This is a genomic window from Cryobacterium sp. Hh7, assembly GCF_004403155.1.
Taxonomy (GTDB): domain Bacteria; phylum Actinomycetota; class Actinomycetes; order Actinomycetales; family Microbacteriaceae; genus Cryobacterium; species Cryobacterium levicorallinum.
This window is the reverse complement of sequence record NZ_SOHG01000018.1, coordinates 15,698-28,107: the sequence shown is the minus strand read 5'-3', so window position 1 is coordinate 28,107 and position 12,410 is coordinate 15,698. Positions and strand designations below refer to the sequence as shown.

General features: G+C 63.2%; 12 protein-coding genes and 1 pseudogene. 1 reads left to right on the top strand and 12 read right to left on the bottom strand.

Going from position 1 to position 12,410, the window contains the following annotated elements:
• Window positions 1–16: 16 nt before the first annotated feature.
• The 4 genes from E3T43_RS06895 to E3T43_RS06880 form a co-directional block, all read right to left on the bottom strand.
• Window positions 17–1,510, bottom strand: coding sequence for a mannitol dehydrogenase family protein (locus E3T43_RS06895; RefSeq protein ID WP_134471824.1), 1,494 nt, complete (start codon window positions 1,508–1,510; stop codon window positions 17–19).
• The gene (locus E3T43_RS06890) at window positions 1,511–2,323 is read right to left on the bottom strand and encodes a carbohydrate ABC transporter permease (protein WP_134443440.1); all 813 of its coding nucleotides are present in this window, start codon (window positions 2,321–2,323) and stop codon (window positions 1,511–1,513) included.
• Window positions 2,323–3,273, bottom strand: coding sequence for a carbohydrate ABC transporter permease (locus tag E3T43_RS06885; protein WP_134443441.1), 951 nt, complete (start codon window positions 3,271–3,273; stop codon window positions 2,323–2,325). Before E3T43_RS06885 ends, E3T43_RS06890 begins: the two co-directional genes overlap by 1 nt.
• A gap of 74 nt (window positions 3,274–3,347) precedes the next feature.
• The gene (locus E3T43_RS06880; RefSeq protein WP_134471823.1) at window positions 3,348–4,694 is read right to left on the bottom strand and encodes a sugar ABC transporter substrate-binding protein; all 1,347 of its coding nucleotides are present in this window, start codon (window positions 4,692–4,694) and stop codon (window positions 3,348–3,350) included.
• A 226-nt stretch (window positions 4,695–4,920) separates the two neighbouring features.
• Between E3T43_RS06880 and E3T43_RS06875 the strand changes: the two genes are divergently transcribed.
• On the top strand, window positions 4,921–5,958 hold the full coding sequence (locus E3T43_RS06875; RefSeq protein WP_241978862.1) for an AraC family transcriptional regulator: 1,038 nt from the start codon (window positions 4,921–4,923) through the stop codon (window positions 5,956–5,958).
• A gap of 15 nt (window positions 5,959–5,973) precedes the next feature.
• Here E3T43_RS06875 and E3T43_RS06870 read toward each other — a convergent pair whose 3' ends face one another.
• The 8 genes and pseudogenes from E3T43_RS06870 to E3T43_RS06835 form a co-directional block, all read right to left on the bottom strand.
• Window positions 5,974–6,222 carry a hypothetical protein gene (locus E3T43_RS06870; protein WP_241978861.1) on the bottom strand — a complete coding sequence of 83 codons (249 nt, stop codon included), beginning with the start codon at window positions 6,220–6,222 and terminating at the stop codon, window positions 5,974–5,976.
• Between the two features lie 47 nt (window positions 6,223–6,269).
• Window positions 6,270–6,866, bottom strand: coding sequence for a hypothetical protein (locus E3T43_RS06865; RefSeq protein WP_134471821.1), 597 nt, complete (start codon window positions 6,864–6,866; stop codon window positions 6,270–6,272).
• 100 nt (window positions 6,867–6,966) lie between these two features.
• Window positions 6,967–8,274 carry a replicative DNA helicase gene (dnaB, locus tag E3T43_RS06860; protein WP_369828705.1) on the bottom strand — a complete coding sequence of 436 codons (1,308 nt, stop codon included), beginning with the start codon at window positions 8,272–8,274 and terminating at the stop codon, window positions 6,967–6,969.
• A gap of 594 nt (window positions 8,275–8,868) precedes the next feature.
• Window positions 8,869–9,318: a 50S ribosomal protein L9 gene (rplI, locus tag E3T43_RS06855; RefSeq protein WP_134443445.1), complete on the bottom strand. Its 450-nt coding sequence runs from the start codon at window positions 9,316–9,318 to the stop codon at window positions 8,869–8,871.
• Window positions 9,319–9,327: 9 nt separating this feature from the next.
• Window positions 9,328–9,591, bottom strand: a complete 264-nt coding sequence (gene rpsR, locus E3T43_RS06850) for a 30S ribosomal protein S18 (RefSeq protein WP_035835236.1) — start codon at window positions 9,589–9,591, stop codon at window positions 9,328–9,330.
• Window positions 9,592–9,640: 49 nt separating this feature from the next.
• Window positions 9,641–10,159 carry a single-stranded DNA-binding protein gene (locus E3T43_RS06845; protein WP_092448003.1) on the bottom strand — a complete coding sequence of 173 codons (519 nt, stop codon included), beginning with the start codon at window positions 10,157–10,159 and terminating at the stop codon, window positions 9,641–9,643.
• Between the two features lie 243 nt (window positions 10,160–10,402).
• Window positions 10,403–10,771: pseudogene (gene rpsF, locus E3T43_RS19185) on the bottom strand (30S ribosomal protein S6); the annotation flags it as partial.
• A gap of 148 nt (window positions 10,772–10,919) precedes the next feature.
• Window positions 10,920–12,350: a CCA tRNA nucleotidyltransferase gene (locus E3T43_RS06835; protein WP_134471820.1), complete on the bottom strand. Its 1,431-nt coding sequence runs from the start codon at window positions 12,348–12,350 to the stop codon at window positions 10,920–10,922.
• Window positions 12,351–12,410: the final 60 nt, after the last annotated feature.

Here is a 12,410-nt window from a genome sequence, read left to right as displayed (position 1 = left end):
GTGGCTGAGGCATCCGTCATGAGCGGTCCTCGATGGACAGGTACGACATGACGGTAGCGTGCGCGCCCTTTTCAAGGAGCGAATCCAACGCCGCCAGGTAGGCGGCGGCGAATCGCTCGTTGTCGGCGAGATTTCCGAACAGTTTCTCATTACGCACAAAGGCGAGCCGGTCGCTCCGCTGAGTCTGCGCGATGGCCACAAGCTCGGCACTCAGGGGGTCGACGACCGTGATCGGCTCGCCCTGTTCGTCGATGCCTTCGGCATACCGCGCCCAACTGGCGACGATAGCGGCCGAGCACTCGATCTCGCCACCGCTGGCGAGCTGGTCGTGAATGACCGGCACGAGCCATTTGGGAATTCGGTCGGATGACTCGGCGCAGAGCCGGGCGAGAGTGTCGCGCACCTCGGGGTTGGAGAACCGCGCGATCAGCGTGGCCTTGTAGTCGTCGAGGTCGATTCCGGGCACCGGTTTGAGCGTGGGTGTGCCCTCTCGGTCCATGTAGCGTTGGACGAATCTGCGGAGGGCGTCATCGGCCATGGCCTCGTGGGCATAGCGGTGGCCGCTGAGATAGCCGAAGTAGCACAGGGCCTGATGGCTGGCGTTGAGCAGCCGCAGCTTCATGTACTCGTAGGGCGTGACGTCCTCGACCAGCTGCACACCAGCCTGCTCGAGCGGCGGACGACCGAGACCGAAGTCGTCTTCGACGACCCACTGAAAGAACGGTTCGCAGACCACGGGCCAGCCGTCGTGCAGCCCGGTGAGGGCAGCAGCTTCGATGATGTCGTCGGCCGAGGTGACAGGGGTGATGCGGTCGACCATCGCGTTGGGAAAGTGCACGTTGTGCAACATCCACTCGCCGAACTCGGCGTCCTTCTGCACCGCGAAGGCCGAGAACATGCGTTTCGCCATGTCGCCATTGCCCTGAATATTGTCACAGGACTGCACCGTGAATGGCTCGAGCCCGCGTTCGCGTCGGCGACGGAGGGCCTCGGTGACATAGCCGAAGACGGTCATCGGCACGGCCCCGTCGACCAGGTCCGCGATGACTCCAGGGTGGGTCTGGTCGAATTCGCCGGTCACCCGGTCGAAGTTGTAGCCGCCCTCCGTGATCGTGAGCGACACGATACGGATAGCAGGGCTCGCCATTTTCTCGAGCACGGCCTCCGGATCGTCGGGCGCGAACAGGTACTCGACCATGCTGCCGATGATCGACGACTCGCGGTGGCCGTCCGGGTGTTTGAGGGTGACCGTGTAGAGGCAGTCCTGCTGGTCGAGCACTTCCTTCATTCTGCGGTCGCCCTCGAGCAGTCCGACCCCGCAAATCGCCCAGTCCTGGGCGAGGCCGGCGTTCATGAGCTCATCGAGGGCGACGGCCTGGTGGGCGCGGTGAAAGCCGCCGACACCGAAGTGCATGATTCCCGCAGTGAGGGTCGAGCGGTCGTAGCTGGGCCGGGCGACACCGGACTTGAGGTTGCCGAGTGTCGCCGTGCACAGTGTGGGCTGCGTCATCTACTTCACCGCTCCCATGGCGAGTCCGCGTACGAGCTGCTTTTGGGCAACCCAGCCGGCGATGATGACCGGAAGTACGGCGATGGTCGACGCTGCGGAGAGCACCGCAAGGAACTGGCCACGACCGTCGACAAAGCTCGCCAGAAACGGCGGCGTCGTGCGAGCGATCGAGGTCGTGAGCAGCGTGGCGAGAAAGTACTCATTCCAGGCGAAGATGAAGCAGATCAGCGCGACGGCCGCGATGCCGGGCAGCAGAATCGGCAATACCACCCGGATTAGTTCGGTGCGCAGGTTTGCCCCGTCGATCTGGGCGGCTTCAACGATCTCGCGGGGAACCTCGTTGAAGAACGACCGCATCATCCACACAGCGATCGGAAGGTTCATCGCCGCGTAGAGCAGGCCGATGGCGGTGATGTTGTCGAGGGCGCCGAGGGCCTTGAGAATGAAGAACACCGGCAGGATCGACGCCGCAGCCGGCAGGAAGCGCGTGGAGATGAAGAAGAACAACACGTCCTGCACGCGCTTGATCGGGCGGATGCTGAGCCCATAGGCCGCGGGGATGGCGAGGAGCAGCACGATCGCCGTCGACGAGATGCTCGCGGTGAGGGAGTTGAGCAGGTAGGTTCCCATGCCGCGGTCGAAGACGAGCTGGTACTGGTCGAAACTCAACGCGGTGAAGAGGGTCGGCGGGATAGAGGCCGCTGCGCCCTCGGTCTTGAAACTGGTGAAGACCATCCAGGCGATCGGAAAGAAGAACATGAGCACCAGAACCCACGTCATTGTCGTGATCAGGGTGCCCTTGAGTGTGCGCATCAGCGTTCACTTCCGTTCATGAATACTTTGAAAAGGGTGCGGAGAGCGATGGTGGCGACGGCGATCGTGACGATGACCGTGACGACCCCGAAGGCGGCGGCCTGCCCGACGTCGAGTCCGATAAACGCCCGCTCATAGAGCAGATAGGAGAGGGTCTTGGTGCCGCCCGTTCCTTTGGTCATGATCGCGATCGGGTCGAAGGCCTGCAGCAACATGATCGACCCGAGCAGGGTCGCGATTTCAATGTACTGGCGCAGGTGTGGCAGCGTCATCCACTGGAAGGTGCGGAAGGGACCGGCACCGTCGACGGACGCGGCCTCGAGCACTTCCCGGCTCTGGCTCTGCAGCCCGGCGAGCAGGATGAGCATCATGAACGGCGTGTACTGCCAGGTCAGCATCATGATGATGGTGAGCGCCGGAAAGTCGGTGTTCCAGGCGATCGAGGGCAGACCGATGAAGTTGAGTCCAACGTTGACCATGCCGACGTTGACGTCGAGCATCGACCACTTCCAGATGAGCGCCGCGGCGGCCGGCATCACCAGGAACGGCGTGATCATGAGGGTGCGTGCGAGGCCCTGGCCCATGAACTTGCGGTCGAGCAACACGGCAAAGAACAAACCGAAGACCAGCGACAGCACCACGGACGAGCCCGTGATGACGACGGTTGCCATCAGTGAAGGGAAGAAGTCGGGGCCGGTGAAGACGACCGCGTAGTTCTGAAAGCCGGCGAACGCGATCTCGGCCGGGCGAAGTTGATTCCAGTTCAGGAACGAGAAGTAGATCGTGACCAGAAACGGAATTTGGGTCAGTACGATCGAAAAGAAGAGTGCCGGCAACACGAGTGCCCGTGACGCTCGAGCCTTCTTGCGCAGGGAGAGTGCGGCGGCGTGCGATCTTTGTGCCGAGGGCTGTGCCGGCGCCGGAGGCGGGGCTGTCGTCAGGGTTGTCATTGCTTCTTCCTCATCGTTGAGGTGCTGCCGGGGGCCGTTCGACCGACCCCCGACAGCACGTACCTGGTGCCGTGCTACTTCTGCTTGTCGCCCGCGGTCTGGGCGATGACCTGGCCCTTATCCAGGGCCTCCTCCACGGTGGTCCGTCCGGCGATGGCATCAGCCACCAGCTGGGCGACCTGGTTTCCCACGTCCTGGAATTCTGGAATCGTCACGTACTGGATTCCGACCCACGGCTGCGGGTTGAGTCCTGGCTGCTCCGGATTGACCGCATTCATGACGTCGAGCGTGATCGGGGCGAAGGCGGCAGCGGCTTCCTCGTATTCGGGGATCGAGTAGGTCGACGTGCGCGCTCCCGGGGGAACCCGGGTCCAGCCGAGGGTCGTTCCGACTAGGTGCTGGTACTCCTTGCTCGTGGCCCACTTGACAAAGGTGGTCGCGGCTTCGGCGTTCTTCGTGGTCTTGGGAACGGCGAGGTTCCAGGACCAGAGCCAGCCCGATTCTTCTGTCTTGTAGACGGGAGCGTGGGTGTAGCCCATTTTGCCGGCAACGGCCGAAGTCTCGGGGTCCTCGAGGATCGACGCGGCTACCGATGCGTCGTACCACATGGCGACCTTGCCGGACTGGAGCTGGTTGAGGCACTCGGTGAAGCTGTTCGACACGGGGTCGGGCTCGCCAGCCGCCGCGAGCAGGTCGACGTAGAAGTTCACGCCTTCGACGAACTCGGGCGAGTTCACCTGCGCGTTCCAGTCTTCGTCGTACCACGCGCCACCGAAGGTCTGCACGACGGTGGTCAGCGGTGCGAACAGGTCGCCCCAACCGGGCTTGCCGCGCAGGCAGATGCCCGCAACGTCCGGTGTGTTGAGCGCTTTGGCTGCCGTCGCGACTTCCTGCCAGGTGGGGTGGTCGCTGATCGTGATTCCGGCCGCGTCGGTCATTTCCTTGTTGTACATCAAGATCGACGATTCACCGTAGAAGGGAACGGCATACTGCTTGCCGTCGACGGTGAGTGCTGTGCGCACGGCGGGAAGGGTGTCGTCTACGTCGTAGGTCGGGTCGTCGGCGAGGGCCGAGGTGAGGTCGGTGAGCCAGCCCTGGGCGCCCCACTGCGGTACCTCGTAGGCCCCGACCGTGACGATGTCGTACTGGCCGGCCCCGGAGGCCACGTCGGCGGTGACGGCGGCCCGCAAGTCGCCCTCTTCCATCTGCACGAAGTTGACGTTGATGCCGGGGTTGTCCTCTTCGAACGTTCCCTTGAGCTGTTCCATGTCCTTCATCTGCGGGTTGTTCACCGTGGCGAGGGTGAGTGTGACGCCTCCCGACGCCGCTCCGCCCCCGCCGGCACCGGTACAGCCCGTGAGCGCGAAGGCGGTCACGATGAGCCCCGCCCCCAGCGTGATCGCACGTTTCTTTCCAAGCATTGGAACTCCTTTGTCGTCGTTGCTCTTGCTGTGTGCGGGGGCGGGTGGGTAGAAATCCACCGCTCCGTCCGGAGCGTTCCCGCCGTCATCCGATTCTTGAAGTTACCCGAATTCGTTCGCGCCCTCCTAGTCCGCGCAGAGTACGATTCTGATACTTTCTTTCCATGGGATGCTGCGGCTACCCTGCATTATCGGCATCCGCTTGACTGGTCGGATCGGAGTTGTGATGAAAGCGTTACCCACGGACGAAACGCGACCCGTCGCCATGGCGGCCCGGTTCCTCGAACGCCCCGCGACGCGCGAGGTGATCCGACATCTGCCGAGCGAATCTTTTCGCTGGCTGGAGCACGATTACCCGAGCGAAATCGCGCGCTGGAACTACCACCCCGAGTACGAACTACACCTCATTCGGCACGGCACGGGCAGCTACATCATTGGCGACCAGGTCGGCCCGTTTGGGCCCGGTCAGGTGGCGCTCATCGGACCGGGGGTTCCGCACGATTGGATGAGCGACCTGCAGACCGACGAGGTGGTCTACAACCGCGACGTCGTGCTGCAGTTCACCGGCGAATGGTTCGAAAGGTGCGCGAGCACGTTGCCCGAACTCAATCCGGTGCGGGCGCTCCTGGAGTCCTCGGGCCGGGGCATTATCTTCACCGGGTCGACGGCAGCGCGTGCGGCCGCCGAGCTCGAACTCATTGGCACCGCGCAGGGCGCCCGCAAGGTCTCTCACGTGTTCGCCGTGCTGGCGACCCTGGCGGAAGCACCGGTCGACGAGAAGGCCTTTGTCGCCCGGGAATGGTTCTCCACGGCCGGTCAGGGCGACGGCAGACTCGCCGTCGAGGCTGGGCTGGCCTACATCTTCGACAACCTGTCAACCCGCATTCGCATGTCCGACGCCGCCCGGCTGGCCCACATGTCGGAGCCGACGTTTTCAAAGCACTTCAAGAAGTCGAGCGGGTTGACCTTCAGCGCCATGGTGAAGAAGTTGCGCATCGCGAATGCCTGCCGATTGCTGGCCCAGACCGACGACCCGATCGCCTCGGTGTCTCTCGGAGTTGGCTATTCCAACCTGGCCAACTTCAATCGACAGTTCCACACCGAGGTGGGAATGACTCCGAGCCGCTATCGGCGACTGGATGCCACTGAACGCCCGGCAGGACAGACCCCCAGTCTCGACCTCAAGACCCGGCGACCACCGTCGATACTCGAGTCCACGGCGGGCATCCCGGTCGAGGACTGTTGGGCTGGGCGTGCCACGTGACGCGCCAGCGTGCGGTCAGTGGCCGTTCTGCTCATCAAGGTCGGTCTGCTCCGACGCGTTCGGCTTCATGCCGAGCACGAGCATCGCAATCACCACGAGAGCCACGATGAAGGTGACGCCGAAACCAATCGCCGAAAGTATCAGGTCGCGGGTGGTCAATAGAATCGTGCCGGCGATGAACAGGCCCATCAGGCCGGAAATACCGAGCAGTTCGGCTGGTTTCAGCCGATCGGACCGGTTCGGCTGGTGCGCGGGATTGGGCAAACCGGGAGTCTTCTTGGCCATTTTTTTTCTGGGGACGCGTTTTGATGTCACAGGGAATCCGAATCGTTGGGGACGGGAACGCCGCGGCGCTGCCGCGGGGAATCCCACTTGAGGGAGAGCCCGGCAATGGGCAGGAAAACTGCGAGAAAGACCAGATAGGCCCCGAACAGCCCGACCGACACGACAGGGTTGGGCGGAAGCAGGAGGAACAGCAGCGCGAGGATGGCGGTGCCGATGCCGGTGAACAGCCAGTCCTTCGCGGGTAGTGCTCGCTTGCGCACGCGAATACCTGCATAGATCTCCAGGAACCCCGTGACGGCTCCCCAGACGCTCACCACGAACAGGAAAAACCCGTGCCCGCCGGGGTGAAAGGCGAGGGCCACTCCGCCAGCGACCATGCTCACGATGCCACTGATCAGGAACAGGCTGCGGTCGGTGGCGACGGTCAGGGTGCGAGGTCCCGACAGAATGAGCCAGAGTCCACTCGCGAGGGCGAATGCGCCGAACGTGATCACACCGAACTCGGCGGAGTGATCGCCATTGAAGGTAATGATCGCGGCCGGAATCAACGCGATCAGGGCGCGCCCAAAGGGCACGCGCCAGTACCCGGGACCGACGTTTGATGGCGCCTGGACCTTCGCCACGCACGACCTCTTCCGTTGCACAATTTTGTCCCCCTCAGTCTACGCGGCGAGGTGGTCGCGGGGCTGCGAGCGCGCTGCGTGCGGGGGTGCGTAGGGGAAGCTACCCGCCGGCGACCATGTCGGCGAACCGGGAGTAGTGGCCGTGGAAGGCGACCGTGACGGTACGGGTGGGGCCGTTACGGTGTTTGGCCACGATGAGGTCGGCCTCGCCGGCCCGCGGGTTGTCTTTCTCGTACGCGCTCTCGCGGTGCAGCAGGATGACCATGTCGGCGTCCTGCTCGAGCGAACCCGATTCTCGAAGGTCGGAGATGGCCGGCATCTTGTCGGCGCGCTGCTCCGGACCACGGTTGAGCTGGGACAGCGCGATCACGGGAACCTGCAGTTCTTTGGCGAGCAGCTTCAGCGCGCGCGAGAATTCACTGACCTCCTGCTGACGTGATTCGACCTTCTTACCGCTCGTCATGAGCTGCAGGTAGTCAATGATGACCATCTTGAGCCCCACCCGTTGCTTGAGACGGCGACACTTGGCCCGAATCTCGACCAGGGTCATGTTCGGGCTGTCGTCAATGTACAGCGGCGCATCGTTGATGCGACCACGGGTGGACGCGATCGTGGTCCAGTCGCGGGCCTCGACAGTTCCCTTGCGCATGCTCTGCAGGGGAACGGATGCCTCGGCTGCGAGCAGACGCATCGCAATTTCACTGCGCCCCATTTCGAGGGAGAAGAAGATGCTGGGCATGTTGTTGTGGATCGAAGCCGAGCGCGCGAAGTCGAGTGCGAGGGTGGACTTTCCCAGTGCCGGACGGGCCGCGACGATGATGAGCTGGCCGCCGTGGAATCCGTTGGTGAGTTCGTCGAGGTCAGCGAAGCCGGTCGGTACGCCGCTCATCTGGCCGTCTTTGAGCTTGGCCGCCTCGATCTCCTCGATGGCGGCGGTGACGGCATCGGTCAGCGGAACGTAGTCTTCGGTTTCGGTGCCGCCGGTGACCGAGTAGATTTCGGCCTGGGCGGTGTTGACGAGGTCGAGCACCTCGCCCTCGCCGGCGTAGCCCATTTGAGCAATGCGGGTACCAGCCTCGACCAGGCGGCGCAGCAGGGCACGCTCAGCCACGATCGTGGAGTAGAAGCCGGCATTGGCTGCCGTGGGCACGAGGCTTGTGAGGGTGTGCAGGTAGTCGGCACCACCGGCCCGCGACAGCTCTCCGAGTTTGGTGAGCTCGTCGGTGACCGTGATGACGTCGGTGGGCTCACCCTGCGCGTAGAGCGAGAGAATGGCATCGAAGATGATCTCGTGCTTGGGAATGTAGAAGTCCCCGCCGCGCACGGTCTCGACGACATCGGCAACGGCGTCTTTACTGAGCATCATGCCACCGAGGGCGCTCTGCTCGGCCAGCAGGTCGTGTGGCAGGGCACGCTCCGACTTCCAGGCTTCAGCGGGCCGCTCGCCTCGATTTTGGTCGACGGCACCGCCGCGGACTGACGAAGCGTACTCGTTTGACGCTGGCTGGTTGGCCAGGCCCAGGTGAGCGATCGACACTCGGTACCTCTTTCTTCGTGCACTTCGGAGAATCCGTGTGCTTTCAGGTGTATCAGGACCCACCGACACGGGCCACGATGCACCAGCTTGAGCTGGAAACCGGCACTGCATCACCCTAGGTAGGTAGCAGCGCCCCCACAAACCCCCTTGTGGATAACTCTGTGGAGAATCTGCGCGAAACGCCGTGCAGATTGTGCAGAACCTGTGCACTCAGTTGTGGATAAATAGTTGAAATGAGTCCCATAAATAGCTTTGATCAGCAATTTCATTGATTATCAAGGCTGTGAAGAAAGTAGCCTCAACCAACCGTTGAACCTTGACGAGACGAATGCTCACCTGTGCACAAAAGCGTTGCGTTTACCCTGACAAAATGTCTCTTAACGCCACATAGCGGAGGGTTCCTTTTGGAACCCTCCGCTATGGAAGAGGCAAACGTGCCGGTAACTCGCGGAACCGGCAGTGACCTTACTTGGCTGCGACGACCACCAGGGTGATCGTGGCGCTGAGCTCGTCGCGAAGACGAACCGTTGCCGTGTGCTCACCGGTCAGCTTGATCGCGGTGAGTTCAATCTTGCGCTTGTCGACCACGCCGAGACCGGCGGCTGCAACGGCGTTAGCCACATCCGTGGTCTTGACCGAACCGAACAGACGTCCGCCGGCGCCGGCCTTGACGACCAGGGTGACCTTGGTGTTCTCAAGCTTGACCTTGAGCGCCTCGGCCTCTTCGAAGGTGGCGTGCTCGCGCGCTGCGCGGGCTGCCTTGATCTGCTCGATCTGCTTCTCGCCACCGCGGGTCCACGCCACAGCGAAGCCCTTGGGAACGAGGTAGTTACGAGCAAACCCGTTCTTGACGTCTACGACGTCGCCGGGTGCACCGAGGCCGGAGACCTCATGCGTCAGAATCAATTTCGACATTTGGTTTCCTTACCGGCCTGAGCCTGCGTAGGGCAGCAAAGCCATTTCGCGGGCGTTCTTGACGGCACGGGCGATGAGGCGCTGTTCCTGAACGGAAACGCCTGTAATGCGGCGGGCACGGATCTTTCCGCGCTCGGAGATGAACTTGCGCAGGGTGGGGACATCTTTGTAATCAATGACACCAACCCGAATCGACTTCGCGGGAGCGGCGTTCTTGCCACCCTTTGCTCCGCGAAGCGGCTTGCGGCGGTCGCCGCTCGACTTTCCAGCCATGATTTCCTTACTTTCTAAAAGAAGACGTTAGCTCCGCGCGAGGCGAGGCTTAGAAGGGGGTCTCGTCGCTGAAGTTGCCTGGGCTGTTCCAAACGTCCCCACCGGAGGCTGCGGGCGACGCAGTCTTGGCGGGTGCGCTGGGAGCCCACGGCTCATCATTGCCCTGGCCACCGGCAGCAGGAGCGCTGCTACGGGGGCCAGACGACTGCGCGCGAGTGAGGGAAGCGGTGGCGTAGCGCAGCGAAGGACCAATTTCGTCGATCTCGAGCTCCATGCTCGTGCGCTTTTCACCTTCCTTCGTCTCATACGAACGCTGCTTGAGACGACCGGAAGCGATGACACGCGAACCCTTGGTCAGTGAACCTGCCACGTGCTCGGCGAATTCACGCCAAACGCTCGCACGCAGGAACAGCGCGTCGCCATCTTTCCACTCGTTGGCCGCACGATCGAACGTACGCGGAGTGGAAGCGATGGTGAAGTTGGCAACCGCCAGCCCGTTCTGCGTGTAACGCAGTTCCGGATCGCTGGTGAGGTTGCCCACCACGGTGATTACGGTCTCGCCAGCCATGGGCTACTTGTCGCTTGCCTTGTCGGCAGCAGCGGCCGGAGCCGGAGCGGCCTTGGCAGCAGCAGGCTTAGCGCCAGCAACCTTCGCGGCCGGAACCGCGGTGGAGGCAGCAGCAACCGGAGCAGCAGCGGCCGGAGCCTCTGCCACAACGGCCTCGGCAACGACCGGCGCGGTATCAACCTTCGGGGCAGCGGCAACCTTGGCGGCCGGTGCTGCGGCAGCTGCAGCGGCAGCGTCAGCCTTGGCAGCGATGACCTTCGGGTTGGCAGCCTTGCGGGCAGCCTTCTCGGCGGCCAACTTGCTCGCGACGACGACCTGGGCGATGCCCTCTTCGGCGCGGAGCACCTTGGTGCGCATGACGGCCTCGGACAGCTTCAGCTGGCGGTCGAGCTCGACCGTGGCTGAGGCGTTCGCGGTGAAGTCGACAACGGCGTAAATGCCTTCGGTCTTCTTGTTGATCTCGTAAGCGAGACGACGACGACCCCAGACATCAACCTTGTCAATGGTTCCGCCATCGTTGCGAACAACGTTGAGGAACTTGTCAAGGCTGGGAGCTACGGTGCGCTCATCGATCTCGGGATCGAGGATAACCATAAGTTCGTACTGATGCATGACTAACCCACCTCCTTCGGACTAAAACGGCTGCAGACTTTCTGCAACAGGAGGGTTGTGCATGTGCTGCCGGCGCTGGTCCGGGGAATCCGGCACGCAGGCAACCTGCCCAGACTACCGGATGTTGGCAGCTTTTGCCACTGCGCTCCTACCGGTTCCGCCCTGCCCACCACTCCTGCAGCCGGCGGGTGGCTTCCGCTTCGCCCAGCGGACCGTCGTCGAGTCGCTGTTCGAGCAGATACCGGTAGGCCTCGCCGACCTCACGCCCCGGCTTCAGTCCGAGCACGGCCATGATCTGCTCGCCGTCGAGGTCGGGGCGCACGGCACCGAGCTCTTCCTTCTCGTTGAGCTCGGCAATGCGGTGTTCCAGGTCGTCGTACGCGAAGCCGAGCCGGTCGGCCTTGCGCCGATTGCGTGTCGTCACGTCGGCCCTGGTCAGAATGTGCAACCGCTCCAGCTGGTCACCGGCATCGCGAACATAGCGGCGAACGGCGGAGTCGGTCCAGGCGCCCTCGGTATACCCGAAGAACCGTAGGTGCAGCTCGATTAGCCTGGACACCGCGTTGATCGTGTCATTGTCGAAGCGCAGGGCGCGCAGTCGCTTCTTGGCCAGCTTCGAGCCGACCACGTCGTGGTGGTAGAAGCTGACGACCCCGCCCGGTTCAAGTTTGCGGGTGGCCGGCTTGCCAATGTCGTGCAGCAAAGCTGCGAGCCGCACGATCAGGTCGGGTGCCTCCAGGTTGCCGCGGGATTTCTCGTAACCCATCGCCTGCTCGAGTACCGTCAGCGTGTGCTGATAGACGTCTTTATGGTGGTGGTGTTCGTCGATCTCCAACTGCAGGCCGGGAATCTCCGGCAGCACGATCTCGGCTAGTCCCGATTCCATCAGCACCTCGATGCCGGCGCGCGGGTCCGCTGATACGAGCATCTTCGAGAGCTCGTCGCCGATGCGCTCGGCCGACACGATACGGATGCTGTCGCACATCTTTTCCATCGCGAGTGCCGTGTCCAGATCCAGCGTGAAACCCAGCTGGCCGGTGAATCGGGCCGCGCGCAGCATCCGTAATGGATCGTCTCCGAAGGAGACCTCCGGGGTGCTCGGGGTGCGCAGGCGCCCGGCCAGCAGGTCGTCGATGCCACCGGACGGGTCGACCAGGGTCAGCTGCGGCAGGCGCAGCGCCATGGCATTGACCGTGAAGTCCCGGCGGAGCAGGTCGGGTTCGAGGCTCGTACCGAAGACCACGTCGGGTTTGCGGGTGGTCCCGTCGTAGCTGTCGGCGCGATAGGTGGTGATTTCCACGGTTTCACCGGCCAGGCTCGCTCCGATCGTGCCGTAGGCCCGACCGATGTCCCACTGTGCCTCGGAGAGTGGTTTGACGAGCGCGAGAATCTGATCCGGCGTCGCATCCGTCGTGAAGTCCAAGTCATGCACTGGCCGATCGAGGAACGCATCTCGCACCGGACCGCCGACCAAGGCCAGCTCATGGCCGGCCGCCGCAAATGCGTTCGCCAGACGGGAAACCGTGGGAGAGGCAGCCAGGTCGCCCAGTCGTGCGAGGGCTGCCGCGACGCTCTGCATATGCCCATATTAGTTGCCAGCGCGCGGCGCGAAGACGCGGTGCAGGTGGCTTCCGGCTGG

Excerpts from the sequence above, each read along its gene's own strand:
- E3T43_RS06875 (WP_241978862.1), top strand. The coding sequence starts at position 4,921 with ATGAAAGCGTTACCCACGGACGAAACGCGACCCGTCGCCATGGCGGCC.
- E3T43_RS06885 (WP_134443441.1), bottom strand. The coding sequence starts at position 3,273 with ATGACAACCCTGACGACAGCCCCGCCTCCGGCGCCGGCACAGCCCTCG.
- E3T43_RS06845 (WP_092448003.1), bottom strand. The coding sequence starts at position 10,159 with ATGGCTGGCGAGACCGTAATCACCGTGGTGGGCAACCTCACCAGCGAT.
- rpsR (WP_035835236.1), bottom strand. The coding sequence starts at position 9,591 with ATGGCTGGAAAGTCGAGCGGCGACCGCCGCAAGCCGCTTCGCGGAGCA.
- E3T43_RS06880 (WP_134471823.1), bottom strand. The coding sequence starts at position 4,694 with ATGCTTGGAAAGAAACGTGCGATCACGCTGGGGGCGGGGCTCATCGTG.
- E3T43_RS06895 (WP_134471824.1), bottom strand. The coding sequence starts at position 1,510 with ATGACGCAGCCCACACTGTGCACGGCGACACTCGGCAACCTCAAGTCC.
- E3T43_RS06890 (WP_134443440.1), bottom strand. The coding sequence starts at position 2,323 with ATGCGCACACTCAAGGGCACCCTGATCACGACAATGACGTGGGTTCTG.
- E3T43_RS06835 (WP_134471820.1), bottom strand. The coding sequence starts at position 12,350 with ATGCAGAGCGTCGCGGCAGCCCTCGCACGACTGGGCGACCTGGCTGCC.
- rplI (WP_134443445.1), bottom strand. The coding sequence starts at position 9,318 with ATGTCGAAATTGATTCTGACGCATGAGGTCTCCGGCCTCGGTGCACCC.